The sequence below is a fragment of the Streptomyces pimonensis genome (assembly GCF_041380215.1).
In the GTDB taxonomy this organism is placed as follows: Bacteria; Actinomycetota; Actinomycetes; order Streptomycetales; family Streptomycetaceae; genus Streptomyces; species Streptomyces pimonensis.
This window is the reverse complement of sequence record NZ_JAHWZY010000004.1, coordinates 36,124-60,899: the sequence shown is the minus strand read 5'-3', so window position 1 is coordinate 60,899 and position 24,776 is coordinate 36,124. Positions and strand designations below refer to the sequence as shown.

Below are 24,776 nucleotides of genomic sequence, written 5' to 3'. Positions count from 1 at the left end.
GGTGCCTTCCGGTAGATCAGGACGATCGGAGGGCACCCGCGTGACACCGCAACGGGGATGGGCACGGCGACTGGCCGCATATGCGTGGCGGCATCCCAGGGACGTGGTCCTCGCGCTGGGCTCCTCCCTCGGCGGCATGGCCGTCATGGCCCTGGTCCCGCTGATCACCAAAGTGATCATCGACGACGTCATCGGCGACGGGACCAGGTCCATGGCCACCTGGGCCGGTCTGCTCGTCGGCGCCGCGCTCGCCGTCTACGTCCTCACCTACGTCCGCCGCTACTACGGCGGCCGGCTCGCCCTCGACGTCCAGCACGACCTGCGCACCGAGATGTACGGGACGATCACCCGGCTCGACGGCAGACGCCAGGACGAGCTGTCCACCGGGCAGGTCGTGGGACGCGCCACCAGCGACCTCCAGCTGATCCAGAGCCTGCTCTTCATGCTGCCGATGACCATCGGCAACCTCCTGCTGTTCCTGATCTCCCTCGTGATCATGGCGTGGCTGTCGCTGCCGCTCACCGCCGTCGCCCTCGCCGTCGCCCCCGCCCTGTGGTGGATCGCCAAGCACAGCCGCACCCGGCTGCACCCCTCCACCTGGTACGCGCAGGCACAGGCGGGAGCCGTCGCCGGAGTGGTCGACGGCGCGGTCAGCGGCGTCCGCGTGGTGAAGGGCTTCGGACAGGAGGAGCAGGAGACCGGCAAGCTGCGCGAGGTCGGACGGCGGCTGTACGCCGGGCGGCTGCGCACCGTCAAGCTGAACTCCCGGTACACCCCGGCCCTCCAGGCCGTCCCCGCCCTCGGCCAGGTGGCGATGCTGGCGCTCGGCGGCTGGCTCGCGGTGCGCGGAAACATCACGCTGGGCACGTTCGTGGCCTTTTCCACCTACCTGGCCCAGCTCGTCGGGCCGGTCCGGATGCTCGCGATGGTCCTCACCGTCGGCCAGCAGGCCCGCGCCGGCACCGAACGCGTCCTGGAGCTGATCGACACCGAGCCGTCCCTGACCGACGGCACCAGGGAACTGCCCGCCGACGCCCCGGCGACCGTCGAGTTCGACGACGTCTCCTTCGGCTACGAACCCGGCCGGCCGGTCCTGGACGGCCTCTCCTTCGAGATCCGCCCCGGGGAGACCCTCGCCGTCGTGGGCTCCTCCGGCTCCGGCAAGTCCACCGTCTCCCTGCTCCTGCCGCGCTTCTACGACGTCACTCACGGCGCCGTCCTCGTCGGCGGCCACGACGTGCGCGAGCTGACCACCGAGTCCCTGCGGGCCGCGATCGGACTGGTCCCCGAGGACTCCTTCCTCTTCTCCACCACCGTGCGCGACAACATCGCGTACGGCCGCCCGGACGCCACCGAGGAGCAGATCGTCGCCGCCGCCCGCGCGGCCCAGGCCGACCGGTTCATCAGCGAGCTGCCCGACGGTTACGACACCACGGTCGGCGAGCACGGCCTGACCCTCTCAGGCGGCCAGCGCCAGCGCGTCGCCCTGGCCCGCGCGATCCTCACCGACCCGCGCCTGCTGGTCCTGGACGACGCGACCTCAGCCGTGGACGCCCGCGTCGAACACGAGATCCACGAGGCGCTGAAGGGCGTCATGCGGGGCCGTACGACGCTGCTGATCGCCCACCGCCGCTCCACCCTCAACCTCGCCGACCGCATCGCCGTCCTCGACGGCGGCCGGCTCGCCGACATCGGCACCCACGACGAGCTCCAGCGGCGCTCCGCCCTCTACCGCAGACTGCTCACCGACCCCGACGAGCTCGGCGCCGTCTCCCCGGGCCACATCCCGCCCGCCGGGCCGCGGGAGGAGGACACCTCGGTCCGCGCGGAGCTGGACGCCGAGTTCGACGCCGAGCGCGGGGTCACCCCCCGGCTGTGGACCGGCGACCGCGAACCCAAGGACGACGCGCTGGCCGGCACCCCGGCCACCCCGGAACTCCTCGCCCAGGTCGAGGCGCTGCCCCCGGCGGACGACGTTCCCGACGTCGACGAGGCCCAGGCCGTCCGGCCGGAGGACTCCTACGGTCTGCGCCGTCTCCTGCGCGGCTTCCGCGCCCCCCTCCTCATCAGCCTCGGCCTGGTGGCCGTGGACGCCGGGATGGGCCTGCTGCTGCCGGTGCTGATCCGGCACGGCATCGACCAGGGCGTGACGCAGGCAGCCCTCGGCGCGGTCTGGGCGGCCGCCCTGCTGGGCCTGCTCACCGTGCTCGCGCAGTGGGCGGCGCAGATCGGCGAGATCCGGATGACCGGACGCACCGGCGAACGCGTCCTGTACGCGCTGCGGCTGAAGATCTTCGCCCAGCTCCAGCGGCTCGGCCTCGACTACTACGAGCGCGAGCTGACCGGCCGGATCATGACCCGGATGACGACGGACGTCGACGCGCTGTCCACGTTCCTGCAGACGGGCCTGGTCACGGCGTTCGTCTCGGTGGTCACCTTCTTCGGCATCATGGTCGCCCTGCTGGCCCTCGACGTCGGACTCGCCCTGGTCGTCTTCGCCACCCTGCCCCCGCTGATCGTCGCCACCTACTTCTTCCGCCGGGCCAGCGTGAAGGCGTACGAGCTGGCGCGGGAACGGGTGTCGGTGGTCAACGCCGATCTGCAGGAGTCGGTGGCGGGGCTGCGGATCGTGCAGGCGTTCCGCCGCGAGCGGGACGGCGGACGCCGGTTCGCCGAGCACAGCGCCGACTACCGCAGCGCCCGCATACGGGGCCAGTGGCTGATCTCGGTGTACTTCCCGTTCGTGCAGCTGCTGTCCTCGGTCGCGGCCGTGGCCGTGCTGGTCGTGGGCGGGGGCAGGGTCGACGACGGGACGCTGGCGATCGGCTCGCTGGTGGCGTACCTGCTCTACATCGACCTGTTCTTCGCGCCGGTGCAGCAGCTCTCCCAGGTCTTCGACGGCTACCAGCAGGCGTCCGTCTCGCTGGGCCGGATCCAGGAGCTGCTGCGGGAGCCGGCCTCCACGAAGGCCGCCGCCGAGCCGCTCGACGTGCCGTCCCTGCGCGGGGAGATCGCCTTCGAGGACGTGCGCTTCGCGTACGGCGACGACGAGGAGGCTCTCGACGGCATCGACCTCACCATCCCGGCCGGGCAGACCGTCGCCTTCGTCGGCGAGACCGGCGCCGGGAAGTCCACACTGGTCAAGCTGGTCGCCCGGTTCTACGACCCGACGGGCGGACGGGTCACGGTCGACGGCACGGACCTGAGGGACCTGGACATCACCGCGTACCGGCACCGGCTCGGGGTCGTACCGCAGGAGGCGTACCTCTTCCCGGGCACCGTCCGCGACGCCATCGCCTACGGCCGTCCGGACGCCACCGACGCCGAGGTGGAGGCGGCGGCCCGCGCGGTCGGGGCGCACGAGATGATCGCCACGCTGGACGGCGGTTACCTCCACGAGGTCGCCGAACGCGGCCGCAACCTGTCCGCCGGGCAGCGCCAGCTGATCGCGCTGGCGCGCGCCGAACTGGTCGCCCCGGACGTGCTGTTGCTCGACGAGGCCACGGCCGCGCTCGACCTGGCGACCGAGGCGCAGGTCAACCAGGCGACGGACCGGCTCGCGGGGCGCCGTACCACCCTGGTCGTCGCCCACCGCCTGACCACCGCCGCCCGCGCCGACCGGGTGATCGTGATGGACCACGGCCGGGTCGCGGAGGACGGCACGCACGAGGAACTGCTCCGGCTCGGCGGCACGTACGCCCGGCTGTGGCGGACGTTCGTCGGGGAGGACGTGCCGGCGCCGGCGTGAGGGGCGGCCCCGCTCCTGCGGGGCGGGCGTGCTCTTGTGGGGCGGCCCCGCTCCCGTGGGGCGAGCGTGCTCTCGCGGGGCGGGCGTGCTCCCGTGGGGCGGGGCCGCGCAACCATCCGAGGTACGTCATGCGTCCGTACACGCGTACGCCGCCTGGCGCGGCAGACGCGGTACGGGAGGACGACTGTGGGCAGTGGAGCGATACGCCGGCGACTCGCGCTCGGCCTGGCGGTGCTGACCACCTCGGGACTGCTCGCCGTCGCCGCGCCGGGTGACGCGCACGCCGCCGCGTACTGCGCCGGGCGCAAGGTGCGCACGCTGCCGTTCTCCACCGGCTCGGTGGTCGTCTACAAGCGGGGCGGCTACGTCTGTGCCGTCACCCTCGCCGAGAACCCCGGCACCCGACGGAAGATGTCGGTGAGCGTACGGGCGCGCGGGGGCCGCCCGGTCGTCGACGAGAGCGACTACAAGCACCACGCCGGACCGGTGACCGTGCACGCCGGCCGCCGCTGCGTATGGGTGAAGGGCAGGGTCGGCGGCGGGTCCGTCAGCTCGGGGTGGACCCTGTGCTGACCGGCGGCCGACCGAGGGATGTCCCTATGCCCCCTGGTGCCGGGGGGAGTTGGTCCAGTAGCTTCCGGCGCACATCTGTCTCACAGGGGAGTGCGCATGCGCAAGGCGCTCAGATGGCTGCTGGCGCTCACGGTGCTCATAGGCACACTGAGTACGGCCGGGGCGGCCACCGCCGCCGAGCCGGAGGCCACCGGCACCACTGACATCAAGGAGAGACTGCTCTCCGTTCCGGGCATGAGCCTGATCGAGGAGAAGCCGTACACCGGGTACCGCTTCTTCGTCCTCGGCTACACCCAGCCGGTCGACCACCGCAGGCCCTCCAGGGGCACGTTCCAGCAGCGGATCACCGTGCTGCACAAGGACACCGCGCGGCCGACCGTCTTCTACACCAGCGGTTACGGCGTCTCCACGACGCCCCGCCGCGCCGAGCCGACCCAGATCGTGGACGGCAACCAGGTCTCCATGGAGTACCGCTTCTTCACCCCGTCCCGGCCCGAGCCGGCCGACTGGTCGAAGCTGGACATCTGGCAGGCCGCCAGCGACCAGCACCGCATCTTCACCGCGCTGAGGAAGATCTACTCCGAGAACTGGATCTCCACCGGCGGTTCCAAGGGCGGCATGACCGCCACCTACTACGAGCGCTTCTACCCGCGCGACATGGACGGCGTGGTCGCCTACGTCGCCCCCAACGACGTGGTGAACAGGGAGGACTCGGCCTACGACCGCTTCTTCCGCACCGTCGGCACCGGGGAGTGCCGCGACCGGCTGAACGCGGTGCAGCGCGAGGCGCTGGTGCGCCGGGCGCCGCTGGAGGAGAAGTACGAGGCGTACGCCAGTGAGAACGGCTACACCTTCGACACCATCGGCAGCCTGGACCGGGCGTACGAGGCCGTCGTCCTGGACTACGTGTGGGGCTTCTGGCAGTACAGCACCCTCGCCGACTGCGCGGACATCCCGGCGGACGCGAGGAACGCCACCGACGACGAGATCTGGACCTCGATCGACACGATCTCCGGATTCTCGTTCTACACGGACCAGGGCCTGAGCCCGTACACGCCGTACTACTACCAGGCCGGCACGCAGCTGGGCGCGCCGACCGTCCGCTTCCCGCACATCGAGAAGAAGTACATCCGCTACGGCTACCAGCCGCCGCGCAACTTCGTGCCCCGCTCGATCGACATGGAGTTCCAGCCCCACGTCATGCGGGACGTCGACTCCTGGGTCCGCCACAACGCGCGGCACATGCTGTTCGTGTACGGCGAGAACGACCCGTGGGGCGCCGAGCCGTTCCGCGTCGGCAAGGGCGCGCGTGACGCGTACGTGTTCACCGCGCCCGGCATGAACCACGGCGCGAACGTGGCCGGTCTGGTCGCGGAGGAGAAGGCGTTGGCCACGGCCCGCATCCTCGACTGGGCGGACGTCGCGCCGAGCACGGTCCGGGAGAACCCGGCGACGGCGAAGCCGCTGGCGAAGTTCGACGCCGGACTGGACAAGCGGGACGTCGGGCAGGAGCGCACGCTGCGCCCGTGAGGCCCGCGCGGGGGCTACACCGGGCGGGCGCAGCCCACCGGTGACGAACCGCCGAGCCGGACGTAGAGGGCCGTGGACGCCGGGCACTCGGACCGGTCGTCCACGGCCTTCACCACCTCGAACTCCGGTTCCCGCTCGCCGCTGCCGTCGCACGCCGTCTCGCGCACCCTGCCGTCGCCCAGGTCGTGGACGCAGTCGCCGACGATGGTGCGCGGCCCGCCCCCGCCGCCCGGGTCGCCGGGGTGCGGCGGCTGGAGGTGGCGCATACAGGCGTAGCCGCGCGGCACCGCGCCGTCGCCGTCCTCGTCCAAGGAGGGGCGCTGCTCACTGATGTGCAGCACGAAGTCGGTGGTGGCCGGGCAGCGCGGCCCGTCGCGCGCGGTCCCGTCGTGGCGGGCGACGACCCGGGCCGCCGCCCGCTCGCTCCGGCAGGACACCTCGGTGAAGTCGGTCCGGCCGAAGGAGCTGCACTCGTCGACCGCGAGGAACACCGCCCCGTGTCCGGACGGCGGGGCCGCAGCCGGCGACGCCGCCCCTGCGCGCCGATCGCCCGGCCGGCCGTCCTCCTCGGCGCCGCCGCCCGGCGCGCCCCGGCAGCCGGCGAGCAGCACCGCGACCGCGACCGCGGCCACGAACGCGGCGCGTGTCCCCCACCCGCTTCCCACGTGCATCGTCATCCCCCGGACACTCCCTTCCAGCGTGACCCGATCCGTCGGGGCACGCCGGACATCCGGTGAGCTTTCACCCACATCGGGGAGAACGCGTCGGATGGGCGACGTACGCGCGCTACGTCCGGCAGGGGACGCGCCCGTGTGCGTCTAGTACCTCAGCCCGTGTCCGACGGGGTACAGCACCGCCGCCGGGCCGTCCGCCCGCTGCACCGGCACCGGGAGCGTGCCGCGCGGGTGCACCCTGCCCGCGATCACCCGTGCCGCCGCACGCAGTTCGACGTCGGTCCAGGAGTACGTCGCCACGTACGCCGCCACGCCGGGCAGGTGGGCGACGTCGTAGGGGTTGCGGATCGCCACCGCGACCACCGGCTTCCCGGTCGCCAGCAACTGCTCGACCAGCGTCTTCTGACTGCTGGTCGCACTGACGTTGTACGTCCCGACGACCACCGCGTCCGCGTCCCGGGCCGCCGCGACCGCCTCGGCGACGGTGGCGGCGGACGGCGCCGTGCCGGTGGACAGGGCGGTGGCGGTGAAGCCCAGCTCGGTCAGGGTGTCCGCGAGCACCCCGGTCGGCGGCCCCGTCGTACCGGACGGGGAGGCCGGGTCCGCGCCGACCACCAGCAGCCCGGGGTGTCTGCGCCGGGACAGCGGCAGCAGGCCGCCCTCGTTGACCAGCAGGGTGGTGGTGCGCTCGGCGATCCGGTCGGCGGCGGCCAGGTGCGCGCGGGCGCCGACGGCTCGGTCGACCCCGGCGTGCGAGACGTACGGGTCCTCGAACAGGCCCAGTCGCGCTTTGAGCCGCAGCACCCGCAGGATCGACTCGTCGAGCCGGGACTCGGTCAGCTCGCCGTCGCGCACGGCGTTCAGGACCGCGTTCCAGGCGACGTCCAGGGAGGGCGGGTTGAGCAACTGGTCGACGCCCGCCCGGAGGGCCAGCACCGGAACCCGGTCGTCGCCGTACTTCGTACGGACGCCCTCCATGCCGAGGGAGTCGGTCACCACGACCCCGTCGTAGCCCAGCTCCTCGCGCAGGATGCCGGTGAGGATGGGGCGCGAGAGGGTGGCCGGGTCCTCGGAGGCGTCGAGGGCCGGGACGACGATGTGCGCGGTCATGAGGGAGTCGACACCCGCGTCGATCGCGGCCCGGAACGGCGGCGCGTCCAGCTCCCCCCACTGCTCGCGGGTGTGGTGGATGTACGGCAGCTCGGCGTGGCTGTCGGTGATCGTGTCGCCGTGTCCCGGGAAGTGCTTGGCCGTCGAGGCGACGCCGGACGACTCGTAGCCCCTGACCTCCGCCGCGACGAGACCCGCGACCGCCTCCGGGTCGGAACCGAAGGAGCGGACGCCGATGACCGGGTTGGCCGGGTCGACGTTGACGTCGGCCACCGGGGAGTAGTTCTGGCGGATGCCCAGCGCGCGCAGCTCACGGCCCGCGATCCGGCCGAGGGCGCGGGCGTCGGAGCGGGAGCGGCCCGCGCCGACGGCCATCGCGCCGGGGAAGAGGGTGGCGGGCGCGCCCACGCGGGCCACGACGCCGTGCTCCTGGTCGGTGGAGATGAGCACGGGCAGCCCGCGCTCCAGCCCGAGGGACGCCTTCTGGATGCCGTTGGACAGGTCCGCGATCTGGTGCGGGTCGCGGGTGTTGTGCGCCCAGGAGAAGTAGATGATGCCGCCGACCCGGTACCGGGCGAGCAGTTCGGCGGCCGTGCGCACCCCGATCTCCTCGAGGTTGGCGTCGATGTCGGCCCGGTCGGGGTCGGTGGCGGAGTGGCCGTGGACCCGCATCACGAACAGCTGGCCGACCTTCTCCTCCAGCGTCATGCGGGAGACGAGGGCGCGCAGCCTCCTGTCGTCGTGCGCGGACGGGCCGGTGGCCGCGTGAACGGCGCCGCCGGCCGCGAGGGCGGTGGTGACGCCCGCCGTCGCGGTGAGGACGGAGCGTCTGGACGGACGTGCGGTGCTTCCCGTGCTTCCGGTGCTGCTGTCGGGCACGTGCGCTCCTTTGGAAGGTGATCCGCGGGGACCGGGGATCCGCTGAAGGAAACTGCCGGGAGGTCACCAATATCCGGGAAGTTTCTGCCAGTCAAGGGGGTGCGCGGCAACCGGGGAGGGGCCGTCACCGGCGCGGCAGGAGGGTGCGCGCCGACGACGGCGTGCTGCCGGCCGCGGCACGGCGGAGAGGGCCGCACCGCACCACGGGGACTCCTGCGGAAGCCTGCCCCCGGGACGGGCGGAGGCGGGGACGGGTACCCGCCCGGACCGGAGCCGGGGCCGGTGATGCGGACGGGTTCAGCGGGGCGAGCGCGCCGACACCTCGGGCCAGTGCCCGCACAGCGTGCGGACGGTCTCCGCGATCGCCGGGCGACGGGCCGCCCCGGTGCGCCACAGCGCGTACAGCCGCCGTACGGGCACGGGGTCGAGCGGCACCTCCACCACTGCGGCGGGCAGCGGTCCGCGCCCCAGCCGGGGGATCAGCGCGATGCCGAGCCCGGCCGCGACCAGGGCGACCAGGGTCGGGTTCTCGTCCGCCTGGTGGACGATCTCCGGCTCGTGCCCGGCCGCGCGCAGGGTGCGCACCAGCCACTCGTGGCAGACCCGCCCCGGCGGCTGGCAGATCCAGCGCTCGCCGCCCAGCTCCTCCCGCCGCACCGCCGTACGTCCCGCGAAGGGGTGGTCCCGCGGCACCAGCAGGTCGCACAGGTCGTCACCGATGACCGACTGCTCCACGCCCGCGGGGGCCGGCAGCGGCGCGACGTCCCAGTCGTGCGCGACGACCAGATCGACCGCGCCCTTGGCCACCAGGTCCACGGAGAGATGCGGGTCGATCTCGGTGAGCCGGGTGTCGAGCGCGGGGTGCCGGCGTGCCAGGTCGGCCAGCACGGGCGGCATCAGCCCGCGGGCCGCCGACGCGAACGCGGCGATGGTCAGCCGACCGGCCGGCACCCCGCGCCGCTCCTCCAGCTCCGTCTCCGCCCGCTCCACGATGGCGATCAGCTCCCGGGCCGCCCGCACCAGTTGATGTGCCTCGTCGGTCAGCCGCACGCCCCGGCCCTCCCGCTCCAGCAGCACCGTCCGCGTCTCCCGCTCCAGTTTGGCGATCTGCTGGGAGACGGCGGACGAGGTGTATCCGAGCGCCGCGGCGGCGGCGCCGACGGTGCCGTGGACGGAGACGGCGTGCAGGGCGCGCAGCCGCTGGAGGTCGAGCATGGCGGTTCCCCGATCGGTTAGCGGTGCTTCATCCAACCATGCAGGAATCATCGCTGGTGCTGAAGGGTGGTGGGCGGTGATCCTCGACGTATGCGCCCTTCCCACCTCTTCCTCGCCGTCCTCGTCACCGCCGTGTGGGGGGTGAACTTCACCGTCATCGAGGTCGGGCTCGGCCACTTCCCGCCGCTGCTCTTCTCCGCCCTGCGCTTCCTGGTCGCGGCGCTGCCCGCGGTGTTCCTCGTGGGGCGGCCCAAGGTGGCGTGGAAGTGGATCGTGGGGGTGGGTCTCGCGCTGGGGGTGGCCAAGTTCGGGCTGCTGTTCGTCGGCATGGACGCCGGGATGCCGGGCGGACTGTCCTCGCTGGTCCTCCAGGTCCAGGCGGTGTTCACGGCCCTGTTCGCCTTCGCGCTCCTCGGCGAACGCCCTTCCCGGGTACGGCTGGTGGGCATGGCGGTGGCGCTGGCCGGCATCGGCGTGGCCGCGGTCGACGAGGGCGCCTCGGGTCCGCTGTCCGGTTTCGCCCTGGTCGTCGCGGCGGCGGCCTGCTGGGGCGTCTCCAACATCCTCACCCGCAAGGCGGCGCCCCCGGACGCCCTGAACTTCATGATCTGGGTGAGCACGGTGCCGGTGCTGCCGCTGCTGGGCCTGTCGCTGCTGCTGGAGGGCCCGTCGCGGGACCTGGACGCGCTGCGCGGCCTGGACCGGCAGGGCGCGGGCACGGTGCTCTTCGTCGCCTGGGCCGCCACGGTGTTCGGCTTCGGCGTCTGGGGGTGGCTGCTGCGCCGCCACCCCGCCTCCACGGTCGCGCCGTTCTCCCTGCTCGTCCCGGTCTTCGGGATGTCGTCGGCCGCGCTGTTCCTGGGCGAGTCGGTCACCCCGCTGCGGTGGTGCGCGGCGGCGCTGCTGGTGGGCGGGGTGGCGATGGCCTCGGTGACGCTACGGCGGCCGGCGGCGGCACCGGCCGTGGAACCCGCTCGACGGGCGAAGGCGCCTACGGAGGGCTCCCCGGCCGGCGGATGAAGGGGGTCGCGCAGGGGTCCCGTCGCCGGAAGGACCGGTGCTCGAGGGCGCGCCGGTGCGGCTGGAACCGCCGGCACGCCGCCGAGCCGGCCCCGGCGGCGGAGGGCCGGGACACCGAGGGGTGAAGCACCCCAAGGGCGGGGGGCCGTGACATGTGCGGCTCCGCCGCGTGGGCGCGAGCGACCACGATCCACCCGCACCCGCCCCGCGACGCCACCGCCCCGAGCCCTCCGGCCCGGCCCCGCAGGGTCAGGGCGCTTTTGCCGGAGAGGACCCCTCGCGCAGTTCCGGCGTACTCGCGCCGACGTACACCACCGCGACCAGGCACAGCAGTCCACCCGTCACCAGGGCCGCAGCCCCGGAGGTCGCGCCGGCCACCAGCCCCGCGCGCATGTTGCCGAGGTGCGGTCCGGCCTGCCCGACGATCTGCTCGGCGGCCGTGACCCGGCCCAGCAGGGCGTCGGGCGTACGGGTCTGCACGATCGTGGTGCGGGAGAGCACCGACAGGGCGTCGGCCCCGCCGGCCACCACCAGCAGCCCCAGACCGATCCAGGGGCTGCTCATGAGACCGAACGCGGTCAGCGCCGCCCCCCACACGCCGGCGCCGCACAGCATCACGAGGCCGGGACGGCCCAGATGGGTCACCGCCCCGGACAGCGCGGACGCCAGCACGCCGCCGATCGCGATCGCCGACAGGAACAGGCCCAGCGTGCGCGGGTCACCGCCGAACCGTTCGTCGTTGATCAGCGGGAACAGGCTGACCGGCATCGACAGGACGGTGGCGGCGAGGTCGGTGACGAGCGCGCCGCGCACCACCCGGTGGCCGGCCAGGAAGCGCAGCCCGTCCAGCACCCCGTGCAGCCCCGCGCGGGACGGCTCGCCCTCGGGCGGCAGCGCGGGCAGTCCGAACGCGCCGTAGAAGGCGAGGAGGAAGCTCAGCGAGTCCAGCAGGTAGCAGACGCCGATGCCGAACCAGCCGAGCACCAGCCCGCCGAGAGCCGGGCCGACCAGCATCATCGACTGGGCGGTGACCTGGTACAGCGCCAGACCGGAGGCGACCTGCTCCTTGGGCAGCAGCCGGGGGACGAACACGCCGGCCGCCGGACCGCCGACCGCCGCGCAGGCGGACTGGGCGGCGACCAGGGCGAGCACACCGGTCACCGGTACGTTCCCGGTGAACCCCTGGACCGCCAGCAGCAGCGAGCACAGCGCCTGGCCCACCGTCGCGGCCAGGAAGATCCGGCGCCGGTCGCCCCGGTCGACCCAGGCCCCGGCGAACAGGCCGAAGCACACCAGCGGCAGCGCCTGCGCGAGACCCACCGCGCCGCTCCAGGCCGCGCTGTGCGTCATCTCCCAGACCTGGTACATGACGGTGACCATGGTCATGAAGCCGCCGAGCACGGACACCGTCCGCCCGATCAGCAGCCGGCGGAAGACCGGCGAGGCACGCAGGGGACGCACGTCGATCAGGGTGCGGGACAGGCTCATGCGGACGCGGCGGGGGAGCGGCGGACGTACTGAGGCACGGCGCGAGACGCTATCCGGCCGCCCCGTGTCCCGGCCAGCGAATTTCCGCGTCCGGTCAGGCCGACTCGTTCAGCAGCCGGGTCAGGTGTTTCCGGCCGGGGGCGAGGAGGCCGGGCAGCGGGGCGGCCCCGGCGTAAGCGAATTTCCGCGTCCGGTCAGGCCGACTCGTTCAGCAGCCGGGTCAGGTGTTCCCGGCCGGGGGCGAGGAGGCCGGGCAGCGGGGCGGCCCCGGCGTACCAGCGCTTCTCGTACTCCCAGCAGAGCCAGCCGTCCCAGCCGTGCCGGGAGAGGACCTCCACGACGTCGGCCAGCGGGAGGACGCCGGTGCCGAGCGGGAGCGGGGTCGTGTCGTCGGCGGAGGCGACGTCCTTGACCTGCACGTACCCCAGGTGCGGGGAGAGGGCCGCATGGCTCTCCACGGGCTGCTCACCGCCGAGCCAGGTGTGCATCACGTCCCACAGCGCGCCCACCTGCCGGTGGCCGACCAGGCCGAGGACCCGCATCGCGTCGGCGCCGGTGCGGTGCGAGTCGTGGGTCTCCAGCAGGATGCGCACGCCCAGGTCGGCGGCGTACTCGGCGGCCGTGCCCAGCCGGCGGGCGGCCGTCGCGTCCGCCTCCTCGGGGCTCTGTTCGGTGCCGCCGCCGGGGAAGACCCGGACGAAGGGGGCGCCGAGGTCCCGGGCGAGGTCGAGGAGGGCGCGGATCTCGTCGATGACGGGTTCGTCCGCGCCGGGCGCGGCGGCGCGGGCGTACCCGGCGAGACCCAGGACCTCGATGCCGGCCGCCTCGAACTCGGCGGCCACCTCGGCGCGCCGTGCGGGATCGAGGCCCGGGTGGACGGGCTCTTCGGGGTGGGCGCGCAGTTCGACGCCGTGGTAGCCGTGCGCGGTCGCGAGGGCCAGCACGTCGGTGAGCGGCAGCCCGGGGACGCCGAGGGTGGAGAACGCCAGCTTCATGTCAACGGACCCTACCCGCGACCTGCGGTGTCACTCCCCCTCGTCACTTCGGTGTCGCGGCTCCCGTGTGCGTGCCGGCCTTCCCGCATCACCGGGACTCATCGGCACCCCGTGAACCTCGGCGCTGCCACCCGGGGGCGCGGGCCCGCGTCGAGGTGCGGCTCCGCCGCGCGGGCGTGACCGGTCCGCACGGCCCGGGGCGCGAGCGGCCCGCACCTGGCGACGCGCCGTTCAAGGGCGTGTGGCCGTCTCGTCGCGCGGCTCCGCCGCGCGGGCGCGGTACGGGCACCGGACCTCGAGGGCCGATCAGCCGCGCGGCCCCGCGGTGGACCCCCGCACCACCAACTCCCCGCGCACCGAGGTGATCCCGCCGGGCGGCTCCTCCTCCCGCCCCATCGCGATCCGCCCCGCCCGGGCCCCCGCCTCCGCCAGCGGCAACCGCACCGTCGTCAGCGCCGGCACCGCGTCGATGCTGAACGGGAGATCGTCGAACCCGGCCACCGACACCTCGTCCGGGATCCGCATCCCCGAGTCCCGCAGCGCCGCGCACGCCCCCAGCGCGACGGAGTCGTTCGCCGCGACGACGGCCGTCAGCGACGGGTCGCGCCGCAGGAGTTCGAGCGTCGCCTCGTACCCCGACCGCCGGTCGTACCGGCCGTGCACGGTCCACCGGGGATCCTCCTCGATGCCGTGCGCGGCCAGCGCGTCCCGGTGGCCCTCGAGCCGGTGGCGGGTGGTGGTGCGTTCCCGGGGGCCCGCGATGTAGCCCAGCCGCCGGTGCCCCGACCGGATGAGGTGCTCGGTGAGTTCCCGGCCGCCGCCCCGGTTGTCGAAGGTCAGCGCGATCGCCCCGGTCTCCGGCGCCTGTGGCCGGCCGCACAGCACCACCCGGGTCCCGGCGTCCGCCAGTCTCCGCAGCTTCGCGTTCATGGCCGCCTTGTGCGGCGCGTCCTCGATCGCGCCCCCGGTCAGCACCACCGCCGCCGCCCGCTGCCGCTGGAGCAGCGTGAGGTAGGTCAGTTCGCGCTCGGGCGAGCCGCCCGTGTTGCACACGACCGCGAGTCTCTCCCCGCCCGCGCGCCCGCCCGGACCCCCGATCTCCGCCTGGATCGCGCTCGCCATGATGCCGAAGAACGGGTCGGCGATGTCGTTCACCAGGATGCCCACCAGGTCGGAGGTGGCGGCGGCCAGGGCGCTGGCGGGTCCGTTGAGGACGTAGTCCAGCTCGTCGACGGCCTTCAGCACCCGTTCACGGGTGGTGGCGGCCACGGGGTAGTTCCCGTTGAGCACGCGCGACACCGTCGCGGGGGAGACCTGGGCGCGAGCCGCCACGTCCGCCAGGGTCACCGTCATGTCTCGTCCTCCGCCTCGCGCGTTCGCCGTACGCCGTCGTACACACCCACGCCCACACCCGTGGTTCCGAGCAGACCCTACGGCCATCCGCGCGGCTGTTCGCCTCCTCGAACAACTCGGACCCGCCGTGGTCTTGTCCGCACTGCCGTCCAGAGGTTAGCTTCTACGTACATAGAAAGCGCTTGCTGTCACGCTCGTCAGTGGGGCGTACGCGGCGCGCGAACCGCGTACGAAGGGAATGACGTGACACGCAAGACGGTGCGTATCGCCATGAACGGTGTGACCGGACGCATGGGCTACCGCCAGCACCTCGTCCGCTCCATCCTGGCCCTGCGCGAGCAGGGCGGCCTCGACCTCGGCGACGGCACCGTGCTGTGGCCGGAGCCGATCCTGGTCGGCCGGCGGGAGCACGCGCTGAAGGCGCTGGCCGAACGGCACGGGCTGGAGCACATCGCGACGGACGTGGACGCGGTCCTCGCCGACGGGAGCGTCGACATCTACTTCGACGCCCAGGTGACCTCGGCCCGCGAGGAGGCGATCAAGAAGGCGATCGCCGCGGGCAAGCACGTCTACACCGAGAAGCCGACCGCCACCGGCCTCGACGGCGCCCTGGAACTCGCCCGCCTGGCGAACGCGGCCGGCGTCAAGCACGGCGTCGTCCAGGACAAGCTGTTCCTCCCCGGCCTGCTCAAGCTGAAGCGCCTCATCGACGGAGGCTTCTTCGGCCGCATCCTCTCCGTGCGCGGCGAGTTCGGCTACTGGGTGTTCGAGGGCGACTGGCAGGAGGCCCAGCGCCCGTCCTGGAACTACCGCTCCGAGGACGGCGGCGGCATCGTCGTCGACATGTTCCCGCACTGGGAGTACGTGCTGCACGAGCTGTTCGGCCGCGTGAAGTCCGTCCAGGCCCTCACCGCCACCCACATCCCGCAGCGCTGGGACGAGAACGGCAAGCCCTACGACGCCACCGCCGACGACGCCGCCTACGGCGTCTTCGAGCTCGAGGGCGGCGCCATCGCCCAGATCAACTCCTCCTGGGCGGTCCGCGTCAACCGCGACGAACTGGTCGAGTTCCAGGTCGACGGCACCGAGGGCTCGGCCGTCGCCGGACTGCGCAACTGCCGCGTCCAGCACCGCTCCGCCACCCCCAAGCCGGTCTGGAACCCGGACATCCCCGCCACCGAGGTCTTCCGCGACCAGTGGCAGGAGGTCCCGGACAACGGCGAGTTCGACAACGGCTTCAAGGCCCAGTGGGAACTCTTCCTCAAGCACGTCTACGCCGGAGCCCCCTACCACTGGGACCTGCTGGCCGGCGCCCGCGGCGTCCAGCTCGCCGAGCTGGGCCTGAAGTCCTCGGCCGAGGGCCGCCGCCTCGACGTGCCGGAGGTCGCGCTGTGACCCTCCACCTCCCCGACGCGAACGGCGCCCTGCGGGCCTACGAGCCCCGCACCGAGCCCCTCGCCCTGACGACCGGAGCCCCCCTCACCTCCCGTACGGTCTTCTCGGCCGCGCACGTCGTCGCCGACCCGTACGCCGACACCACCCCCGACTCCCCGGCGGCCGTCGACTGGGACGCCACCCTCGCCTTCCGCCGCCACCTGTGGTCGCACGGCCTGGGCGTCGCAGAGGCCATGGACACCGCCCAGCGCGGCATGGGCCTGGACTGGGCCGGAGCGGCGGAACTTATCCGCCGCTCCGCCGCCGAGGCCAAGGCCGCCGGCGGCCGCATCGCCTGCGGCGTCGGCACCGACCAGATCACCGGTGGCACCCTCGCCGAGGTCCGGGCGGCCTACGAGGAACAGCTCGCGGTCGTCGAGGAGTCCGGCGCGCAGGCCATCCTGATGGCGTCCCGCGCGCTGGCCGCGACGGCGAAGAGTCCGGACGACTACCTGGAGGTCTACGGCCACCTGCTCCGCCAGGCCGCCGAGCCGGTGGTCCTGCACTGGCTGGGCCCCATGTTCGACCCGGCCCTGGAGGGCTACTGGGGCTCGTCCGACCTCGACGCGGCCACCGGCACCTTCCTGGAGGTCATCGCCGCCCACCCCGACAAGGTCGACGGCATCAAGGTCTCGCTCCTGGACGCCCAGCGCGAGATCGACCTGCGCCGCCGGCTGCCGCAGGGCGTGCGCTGCTACACCGGCGACGACTTCAACTACCCCGAGCTGATCGCCGGCGACGAGCAGGGCTTCAGCCACGCCCTGCTCGGCATCTTCGACCCGCTCGGCCCGCTGGCGGCGGAAGCGGTCCGCGTCCTCGACACGGGGAACACGCAGGGCTTCCGCGCCCTCCTCGACCCGACCGTGGAACTCTCCCGCCACCTCTTCCAGGCGCCCACCCGCTTCTACAAGACGGGCGTGGTCTTCCTGGCCTGGCTGGCGGGCCACCAGAGCCACTTCACGATGGTCGGCGGACTGCAGTCGGCGCGCTCCCTGCCGCACTTCGTCCGCGCCTACGAACTCGCCGACGGCCTCGGCCTGTTCCCCGACCCGGGGCTCGCCGAGGAACGCATGAGGACCCTGCTGAACCTGTACGGAGTCACCCCGTGACCGACCTCGCGCGCTTCAGCATCAACCAGATGACGGTCAAGCAACTGTCGCTGCCGGACCTCGTCGACGCCTGCCGCGAGCTGGGCGTACCGGGTGTGGGCCTGTGGCGCGAGCCCGTCCAGGCGTACGGCGTCGAGGCGGCCGCGAAACTGGTCCGCGACGCGGGCCTGGCGGTGACGACGCTGTGCCGCGGCGGCTTCCTCACCGCGATCGACCCCGACGAACGGGCGGCGGCCCTGGCCGACAACCGGCGGGCGGTCGACGAGGCGGCCACGCTCGGCACCGACACCCTGGTCCTGGTCTCGGGCGGGCTGCCGGCCGGCTCCAGGGACCTGCGCGGCGCCCGGGAACGCATCGCGGACGCGCTCGCCGAACTCGGCCCCTACGCCGAGGAGCACGGGGTGAGACTGGCCATCGAGCCGCTGCACCCCATGTTCGCCTCCGACCGGTGCGTGGTCTCGACGCTCACCCAGGCCCTGGACCTCGCGGAACGCTTCCCCGCCCACCAGGTGGGCGTCACGGTCGACACCTACCACATCTGGTGGGACGACCAGGCACCCGTCCAGATCGCCCGCGCGGGCGCCCAGGGCCGTATCCACACCTTCCAGCTCGCCGACTGGACCACCCCGCTGCCCGAGGGCGTCCTCAACGGCCGCGGCCAGATCGGCGACGGCGCGATCGACATGCGGGAGTGGAAGGGCTACGTGGAGGCGGCCGGCTACACCGGCCCCATCGAGGTCGAACTGTTCAACGACGCCCTCTGGGCCCGCGACGGCCGCGAGGTGCTCGCCGAGACGGCGGCACGGTTCGTGGAGCACGCGGGTTAGGAGCCGCACGCGGCGTCCCGGGTCCTGTGCGGGGCCCGGGCTCTGCCCGTGTGGCGTCCCGGGCCCCGTACACGGCCCGGGACGCCCTGCCGAGGCGCGGGGCACGGGAGAAACTCCGGGGAGAGGTCGTCCCGTGCCCCGCCGTCCCGCGCGGGGCGCAAGCCGTGCGGTGCCGGACCGGACGCCGACGTTCGCCGGCACCGCACGCTGCTTCCCCCGTTCCCCCGCGCAGTGCACGGCCCCCACTGCGCACGGGCGCCGGCATGCGTCCGCCGAACGCCCGGATCCTTGACCGTCCGTGCAGGGGGCTTGTCGATTCCGGCAGGACGGAACACCCGCCCCTACTGGCTCGTGCGGCGGTGGCCCGTCGGCGTCATGCCGTACGCGCGGCGGGAGACGCGGCTGAAGTCGGCCGCGTGGGTGGAGCCCCACCGCGCGGCGATCGTGTGGAGGGAGCGGTCCCGCGGCCGGGGGCCGGCCGGACCGCGGCGGCCCCGCTCCAGCCGGCGGTGGCGGTCCAGGCCGCCGGGGCCTCGCCCTCCGCCGCGAACAGCTACCGCATCCCGTCCAGGCGGACATCGTAAGGAACCGGGGCCGGAAGAATTCCGGGGAGACCGTGCAACCCTCCCCGCACCTCGTGGGTCGTACTCGGCGTCAGGACTTCTGGGAGGGGACCGGGGGGCTTCGAGGGGTTCTGACGGGGGAGGGCCGAGGGGGCCCGGTCGACGGACCGGGCCCCCTCGAAGTCCGTACGGGCGGTCTCAGAAGAACACCCCGCAGCGCAGCAGCACGTTGGCGTACGGCCGTGCCTCGCCGGTGCGGACGACGAGCCGCGCGCCGGCGCTCAGCTCCTTGAGCCGCTCGTGCGGGACCAGGCCGAGGCCGGGGAAGCGGTCCGCCAGCAGCCCGGCCGCCGCCGGATTGGCCTCCCGCACCTCGGACGCGGCCGTGGCGCCCTCGACGACCAGCTCCTCCAGCAGCCCCTCCAGCACCTCCGCGAACGACGGCACCCCCGCGCGGAACGCCAGGTCCACCACGCGCGGCCCGTCGGGGACCGGCATCCCCACGTCGCACACCAGCACCCCGTCCCGGTGCCCGAGTTCGGCCAGGGCGCCGGCGAGGTGCCGGTTCAGGATTCCGTGCCTCTTCACCGGACCCCGCCTTCCGCGTCCGTCCCGGCCACGCTGTCCGACCCCCGGCCGGGGATCCGCGGGTCGTTTCCCGGGACGGTGGAGCACAGCGACGCGACCTCCTCCGCCGTCGGGAAGGACGCCTGCGCGCCCTCCTTGGTGACCGTCGCAGCCCCCACGCGGGCCGCGTACGCCGCCGCCCCGGCGAGCGGTTCGCCCACGCCCAGCCGCCAGGCCAGCGCGGCGGTGAACGCGTCACCCGCCCCGGTGGTGTCCACGGCGCGCACCTTCACGGACGGGACGCGGGTGACACCGTCGGCGGAGGCCGCCAGCGCGCCCTCGGCGCCCAGCGTCACCACCACCGACCGCGGGCCCTTCGCCAGCAGCAGCCGCGCCCAGTCCTCGGGCTCGTCGCTCACCCCGGCGGCGTCCCCCAGGATCACCTTCGCCTCGTGCTCGTTGACGATCAGCGGGTCGCAGGCCGCCAGCACCTCCGCCGGAAGCGGGCGCGGCGGGGACGGGTTCAGCACGAACCGGCTGCCCGGCACCAGGCTCCGCACCACCTCCACCACCGTCTCCAGCGGGATCTCCAACTGCGCGGAGACCACCCGGGAGGCGTGGAACAGACTCCCGGCGGCCCGTACGTCCGCCGGCGTCAGCCGGCCGTTGGCGCCGGGCGAGACGACGATGCTGTTGTCCCCCGACGGGTCCACCGTGATCAGCGCCACCCCGGTGGGCGCCCCGCCCACCAGCGCGCCCACCGTGTCCACCCCGGCCGCCCGCTGCGAGTCCAGCAGCAGCCGCCCGTGCCCGTCGTCGCCGACCCGCGCCAGCAGGGCCGTACGGGCGCCGAGCCGGGCGGCCGCGGCCGCCTGGTTCGCGCCCTTGCCGCCCGGGTGGACGGCCAGGTCGGAGCCGAGGACCGTCTCCCCGGCGCCCGGCCGGCGCTCGACCCCGATCACCAGGTCGGCGTTGGCCGATCCGACGACCAGGAGGTCGTAGTCGTACATGTGTCGCTCCCCGATCCGAGTGAATCCGATGGGCGGGCGGTCGTCGTGACCGCCCGCCCGTGTGTCTCCGCGTCCGGTGTCAGCCCTCGAAGCCGGCCACGTTCTCCTTGGTGACCACCTTCACCGGCACCTTCACCATGCTCTCGACCTTCTCGTCCCCGGCGGCCCGCAGCGCGTTCCGTACCGCGATCCTGCCGAGTTCCGACGGCTGCTGCGCGACGGACGCGTACAAGGTGCCGGCCTCGACCGCCTTCAGCCCGTCCGGCGTGCCGTCGAAGCCGACGACCTGGACCGACTTCCCGGCCCTCGAACCGAGCGCCTTGATCGCGCCGAGCGCCATCTCGTCGTTCTCCGCGAAGACGCCGTCGATGTCCGGGTGCGCCTGGAGCAGGTTCGTCATCACGTCCAGGCCCTTGGTGCGGTCGAAGTCCGCGGGCTGCTTGGCGACGACCTTGATGCCCGGGTGGTCCTTCAGCCCCTCGGCGAAGCCCGCGCCGCGCTCGCGGCTGGCGGAGGTGCCGGCCTGGCCCTGCAGGACGACGATGGTGCCCTTGCCGCCGAGCTTCTCGGCGAGCGCCTCGGCGCCCAGCGCGCCGCCCTCGACGTTGTCGGAGGCGACCAGCGCGGCCGTGTCCGCCTCGTTGACCCCGCGGTCCACGGCGACGACCGGGATGCCGGCCTTGTTGGCGCCGCGCACCGCGGGACCGGCCGCGTCGGAGTCCACCGGGTTGACGACGACCGCGGAGAGCGAGCCGCTGGTGAAGTTCTGCAGCTGGTTGGCCTGCTGGGAGGCGTCGTTCTGCGCGTCCGTGACCGTCAGGTCCACGCCCAGCCTCTTCGCCTCCTCCTCGGCGCCGGCCCGGATCTGCACGAAGAACGGGTTGTTGAGCGTCGACAGCGACAGGCCGATCCGCTGCTTCCCGGCGCCCGACGCCCCGTTGTGCAGCAGCGAGGTCGCGCCGACCACCGCGACGGCGACGACGGCGGCGATCACGTACGTGAGCGCCTGCCTGCCCCGGTTCCCGCCCCCGGACGCCCCGGCCGCCGGGGCGGTCGCGCCCGCCCTGCGGCGCAGCGTGTCGAACAGCACCGCCAGCGCGATCACGACACCGATGACGACCTGCTGCCAGAACGCGGACACGGACAGCAGGTTGAGCCCGTTGCGCAGCACCGCCAGGATCAGCGCGCCGATCAGCGTGCCCGACGCCTTGCCGGTGCCGCCCGCCAGCGAGGCGCCGCCGATGACGACGGCGGCGATGGCGTCCAGCTCGTAGCCCTGCGCGGCCTGCGGCTGCGCGGACGACAGCCGGGAGGCGAGCACGATGCCCGCGGCGGCGGCGAACAGGCCGGAGAACGCGTAGATGGCGAGCTTCTGCCGCCTCACCCGCAGGCCCGACAGCCGCGCGGCCTCCTCGTTGCCGCCGATGGCGTACATGGAACGGCCGATGTACGTCCGTCCGAGCACGAAGGCGGTGAGCAGCCCCATGACGACCATCACGAGCACCGGCACCGGCAGCCAGCCGCCCAGCGTGTCGCCCAGGTGGGAGACGGAGTCCGGGAAGGCGATCGGCGAGCCCTGCGAGATGACGAGCGACAGACCGCGCCCCACCGACAGCATGGCCAGCGTCGCGATGAACGGCGGCAGCTTCCCGTACGAGATGAGGAAACCGTTCACCAGACCGCAGGCGATGCCCGTCGCGACGGCCAGCAGCACCGCGAGGGCGACCGGGACCCCGGCCTCGGTCGCGCTCCACGCCAGCACGGTGGCGGACAGCGCGGCGACCGAGCCGACCGACAGGTCGATGCCCGCCGAGACGATCACGAAGGTGACGCCGAAGGCGAGGATCGCGGTCACGGCGGCCTGGACACCGACGTTGAGCAGGTTGTCGGCGGTCAGGAAGTCCCCGGACAGCGCCGACATGGCGATCACGAGGACGATCAGCGCGGTCAGCGCGCCGTTGTCGAGGAGCAGGCGGCGCAGGCCGGCCGTGGCGCCGCCCTGCGCGCCCGGCTCGCCCTTGAGCGTGTCAGTGGCCACGGGAGGCCTCCGTTCCGTTGCTGAGGGGGGTGGTGCTGACGGCGAGGGCCATCACGGCGTCCTGGGTGGCCTGTTCGGCGGTGAGCTCGCCGGCGACGCGCCCCTGCGCCATGACGACCACCCGGTCGCTCATGCCGAGCACCTCGGGCAGGTCGCTGGAGATCATGAGCACGGCGGCGCCGGCGGCCGTCAGTTCGTTGATGAGCTGGTAGATCTCGACCTTGGCGCCGACGTCGATGCCGCGCGTCGGCTCGTCGAGGATCAGCACCTTGGTGTTCGCCAGCAGCCACTTGCCGATGACGACCTTCTGCTGGTTGCCGCCGGAGAGCGTGCGCACGTGCTGCCCGAGCCCGGCCATCCGCACGCCGAGCTGCCCGGCGATCCGCTCGGCGGCCTCGTGCTGTCCCCTGAGGTCGACGAGCCCCGCGCGGGAGGAGGACCGCAGGGTGACCAGGCCGAGGTTCTCCTCGACGGAGGCGTCGAGCACCAGCCCCTGTCCCTTGCGGTCCTCGGGCACGAGCCCGATGCCGGCCGCCATGGCGGCGTTCACGTCGTGCCGGCGCAGCGGCGCCCCCGCGACGTGCACGGTCCCGGCGTCGTACGGGTCGGCCCCGAACACCGCCCGGACCACCTCGGTCCGCCCGGCCCCGACGAGCCCCGCGATGCCGACGACCTCACCGGCCCGCACCTCGAAGCTCACGTCGTGGAAGACGCCGTCCCGGGTGAGCCCCTCCACCGTGAGCAGCGCGTCACCGGCCCCGGCGCGCTCGCGCGGGTACTGCTGATCGATCGACCGCCCGACCATGAGCCGTACCAGCTCGTCCTCGGGGGTGGAGGCGGGCACCTGACCGACGCTGCGGCCGTCCCGGATGACGGTGACCCGGTCGCCGAGGGCGGCGATCTCCTCCAGGTGGTGCGTGATGAACACGATCCCGACGCCGTCCTCGCGCAGCCGCCGCACGATGGCGAACAGCTTCTCGACCTCCCCGGAGGTCAGCACGGCGGTCGGCTCGTCCATGACGAGCACGCGCGCGTCCAGGCTGAGCGCCTTGGCGATCTCGACCATCTGCAGCCGGGCGATGCCGAGTTCGCGCACCCGCGCACGGGGGGAGACGTCCACCCCGGCCCGCTTCAGCAGCACCTCGGCGTCCGCGTCCATCGTCTTCCGGTCGATCATCCCGAGACGGCGCGGCTGACGCCCGAGGAAGATGTTCTCGGCGACCGTCAGGTCGGGAACGAGGTTGAACTCCTGGTAGATGGTGGCGATCCCGAGCCGCTCGGAGTCCTGCGCACCGTGGATGCGCACCTCCTGGCCGCCGACCGTGATCCGGCCGGCGTCGGGCGTGTAGGCGCCGGAGAGCATCTTGATCAGCGTGCTCTTGCCGGCGCCGTTCTCGCCGAGGAGCACGTGCACCTCGCCCCGGCGCAGGTCGAAGTCGACGCTGTCGAGCGCGACCACACCGGGGAAGGTCTTGCGGATGCCCTCGATGCGCAGCAACTCGTCCGGGTTGCTCACGACGTACTCCTTCGTACGGGGGAGGGGGACTGTGGAGGTGCCGGCTCACCGCACGAGCGGCGTACGACGAGCCGGGCGGGCAGGGAGACGGACTCGCCGGGGCCGCCCTCGACGCGGTCGACCAGCGCGCGCACGGCGGCCCGGCCCAGTTCACGGGTGGGCTGGGCGATGGCGGTGACCGGCGGATCGGTGTGCACGAACCACGGGATGTCGTCGAACGCGGCCAGTGCGATGTCGTCGGGCACCCGCAGCCCGCGCGCGCGTACGGCGTCCAGCGCGCCGAGCGCCATCAGGTTGTCGGCGGCGAACACGACCTCGGGCGGCTCGGTCAGGTCGAGGAAGCCCTCGGTGACCCGGCGCCCGCTGTCGGCCTGGAAGTCGCCCTGGCCGATGTAGGCGTCGGGGAGGGCGAGACCGTACGCACCGAGCGCCTCACGGAAGGCGTCCACGCGCTCGCGGCCGGTGGTGGTGGCGGCCGGTCCGGCGATGATCGCCAGCCGCCGGTGCCCGAGGGCGTGCAGGTGCGCGACCAGGTCCCGTACGGCTCCGCGTCCGTCGGACCTGACGACGGGCACGTCCACACCGGGGATCCACCGGTCGACGAAGACCATGGGCGTGCCCGTGCGGGCGGCGTCCAGCATGCGCGGGGAGCCGCCGTCGGTGGGGGAGACGAGCAGGCCGTCGATGCGGCGGTCCAGCAGGGTGGTGACGTGGTGGTCCTGGAGATCGGGCCGCTCGTCGGCGTTGCCGATGATCACGCTGTACCCGAGCGCGCGGGCCTCCTCCTCGACGGAGCGGGCCAGCTCGGTGAAGTACGGGTTCATCACGTCGCTGATGACCAGCCCGAGAGTGCGGGTCTGGTCGGTGCGCAGGGAGCGTGCGACGGCGTTCGGGCGGTAGCCCAGCGCCCCGACGGCGGCCAGCACGCGGGTGCGGGCGTCCGCGCTGACCGACGGGTGGTCGTTCAGGACGCGCGACACCGTGGCGACGGACACCCCGGCCCGCGCGGCGACGTCCTTGATGCTCGCCATCGCCGTTCCACCTCCTCGTGGAATCGATTACACGGAGGATTGGAATCGATTCCACGAACGACTGGCAAGGGGGTGCGGGGTGGCCGAAATCGAATC

18 protein-coding genes are annotated in these 24,776 nt (G+C 73.5%); 7 read left to right on the top strand and 11 right to left on the bottom strand.

The annotated features are described in order from the left end of the window. Nucleotides 1-40: 40 nt before the first annotated feature. The 3 genes from KYY02_RS05760 to KYY02_RS05750 all read left to right on the top strand — a co-directional run bounded on the left by KYY02_RS05760 (nt 41) and on the right by KYY02_RS05750 (nt 5,851). Nucleotides 41-3,748, top strand: a complete 3,708-nt coding sequence (locus KYY02_RS05760; protein ID WP_371236333.1) for an ABC transporter ATP-binding protein — start codon at nt 41-43, stop codon at nt 3,746-3,748. Between the two features lie 186 nt (nt 3,749-3,934). Continuing rightward, nucleotides 3,935-4,321: a hypothetical protein gene (locus KYY02_RS05755; protein ID WP_371236332.1), complete on the top strand. Its 387-nt coding sequence runs from the start codon at nt 3,935-3,937 to the stop codon at nt 4,319-4,321. Nucleotides 4,322-4,417: 96 nt separating this feature from the next. Then, nucleotides 4,418-5,851: a S28 family serine protease gene (locus KYY02_RS05750; RefSeq protein ID WP_371236331.1), complete on the top strand. Its 1,434-nt coding sequence runs from the start codon at nt 4,418-4,420 to the stop codon at nt 5,849-5,851. Nucleotides 5,852-5,865: 14 nt separating this feature from the next. Here KYY02_RS05750 and KYY02_RS05745 read toward each other — a convergent pair whose 3' ends face one another. From KYY02_RS05745 to KYY02_RS05735, 3 genes are all read right to left on the bottom strand, one after another. Further along, nucleotides 5,866-6,522, bottom strand: a complete 657-nt coding sequence (locus KYY02_RS05745; protein WP_371236541.1) for a hypothetical protein — start codon at nt 6,520-6,522, stop codon at nt 5,866-5,868. 147 nt (nt 6,523-6,669) lie between these two features. Then, nucleotides 6,670-8,514 (bottom strand): glycoside hydrolase family 3 protein, encoded by a 1,845-nt coding sequence (locus KYY02_RS05740; RefSeq protein WP_371236329.1) that lies wholly within the window; start codon nt 8,512-8,514, stop codon nt 6,670-6,672. Between the two features lie 297 nt (nt 8,515-8,811). After that, nucleotides 8,812-9,729: a LysR family transcriptional regulator gene (locus KYY02_RS05735; RefSeq protein WP_371236328.1), complete on the bottom strand. Its 918-nt coding sequence runs from the start codon at nt 9,727-9,729 to the stop codon at nt 8,812-8,814. Nucleotides 9,730-9,819: 90 nt separating this feature from the next. On the opposite strand from KYY02_RS05735, the gene KYY02_RS05730 reads away from it, so the two are divergent. Further along, the gene (locus tag KYY02_RS05730; protein ID WP_371236326.1) at nt 9,820-10,749 is read left to right on the top strand and encodes an EamA family transporter; all 930 of its coding nucleotides are present in this window, start codon (nt 9,820-9,822) and stop codon (nt 10,747-10,749) included. Nucleotides 10,750-10,998: 249 nt separating this feature from the next. Here KYY02_RS05730 and KYY02_RS05725 read toward each other — a convergent pair whose 3' ends face one another. From KYY02_RS05725 to KYY02_RS05715, 3 genes are all read right to left on the bottom strand, one after another. Continuing rightward, the gene (locus tag KYY02_RS05725; RefSeq protein WP_371236325.1) at nt 10,999-12,237 is read right to left on the bottom strand and encodes an MFS transporter; all 1,239 of its coding nucleotides are present in this window, start codon (nt 12,235-12,237) and stop codon (nt 10,999-11,001) included. Between the two features lie 194 nt (nt 12,238-12,431). Next, a complete protein-coding gene (locus tag KYY02_RS05720; protein ID WP_371236324.1) occupies nt 12,432-13,232 on the bottom strand; it encodes a sugar phosphate isomerase/epimerase family protein in 801 nt (266 codons plus the stop codon). Between the two features lie 306 nt (nt 13,233-13,538). Further along, a complete protein-coding gene (locus tag KYY02_RS05715) occupies nt 13,539-14,585 on the bottom strand; it encodes a LacI family DNA-binding transcriptional regulator (protein ID WP_371236323.1) in 1,047 nt (348 codons plus the stop codon). Between the two features lie 243 nt (nt 14,586-14,828). Between KYY02_RS05715 and KYY02_RS05710 the strand changes: the two genes are divergently transcribed. Genes KYY02_RS05710 through KYY02_RS05700 form a run of 3 tightly spaced genes read left to right on the top strand, consistent with a single transcriptional unit; the run spans nt 14,829 to nt 17,955 of the window. After that, a complete protein-coding gene (locus KYY02_RS05710) occupies nt 14,829-15,980 on the top strand; it encodes a Gfo/Idh/MocA family protein (protein ID WP_371236322.1) in 1,152 nt (383 codons plus the stop codon). Beyond that, the gene (locus KYY02_RS05705) at nt 15,977-17,128 is read left to right on the top strand and encodes a dihydrodipicolinate synthase family protein (protein ID WP_371236321.1); all 1,152 of its coding nucleotides are present in this window, start codon (nt 15,977-15,979) and stop codon (nt 17,126-17,128) included. Before KYY02_RS05710 ends, KYY02_RS05705 begins: the two co-directional genes overlap by 4 nt. Next, entirely contained in the window at nt 17,125-17,955 is an 831-nt protein-coding gene (locus tag KYY02_RS05700; RefSeq protein WP_371236320.1) for a sugar phosphate isomerase/epimerase family protein, read from the top strand. Before KYY02_RS05705 ends, KYY02_RS05700 begins: the two co-directional genes overlap by 4 nt. Before the next feature lie 761 nt (nt 17,956-18,716). On the opposite strand, the gene rbsD is transcribed toward KYY02_RS05700, so the two are convergent. From rbsD to KYY02_RS05675, 5 genes are all read right to left on the bottom strand, one after another. After that, nucleotides 18,717-19,106 carry a D-ribose pyranase gene (gene rbsD, locus KYY02_RS05695; RefSeq protein WP_371236319.1) on the bottom strand — a complete coding sequence of 130 codons (390 nt, stop codon included), beginning with the start codon at nt 19,104-19,106 and terminating at the stop codon, nt 18,717-18,719. Continuing rightward, complete coding sequence (locus KYY02_RS05690) at nt 19,103-20,095, bottom strand: ribokinase (RefSeq protein ID WP_371236318.1); 993 nt, start codon at nt 20,093-20,095, stop codon at nt 19,103-19,105. Before KYY02_RS05690 ends, rbsD begins: the two co-directional genes overlap by 4 nt. 79 nt (nt 20,096-20,174) lie before the next feature. Then, nucleotides 20,175-22,133: an ABC transporter permease/substrate-binding protein gene (locus KYY02_RS05685; RefSeq protein ID WP_371236317.1), complete on the bottom strand. Its 1,959-nt coding sequence runs from the start codon at nt 22,131-22,133 to the stop codon at nt 20,175-20,177. Then, nucleotides 22,123-23,649 (bottom strand): sugar ABC transporter ATP-binding protein, encoded by a 1,527-nt coding sequence (locus KYY02_RS05680; RefSeq protein WP_371236316.1) that lies wholly within the window; start codon nt 23,647-23,649, stop codon nt 22,123-22,125. Before KYY02_RS05680 ends, KYY02_RS05685 begins: the two co-directional genes overlap by 11 nt. Continuing rightward, the gene (locus KYY02_RS05675; protein WP_371236315.1) at nt 23,646-24,680 is read right to left on the bottom strand and encodes a LacI family DNA-binding transcriptional regulator; all 1,035 of its coding nucleotides are present in this window, start codon (nt 24,678-24,680) and stop codon (nt 23,646-23,648) included. The genes KYY02_RS05680 and KYY02_RS05675 overlap by 4 nt, the downstream gene beginning before the upstream one ends. Nucleotides 24,681-24,776 lie beyond the last annotated feature (96 nt).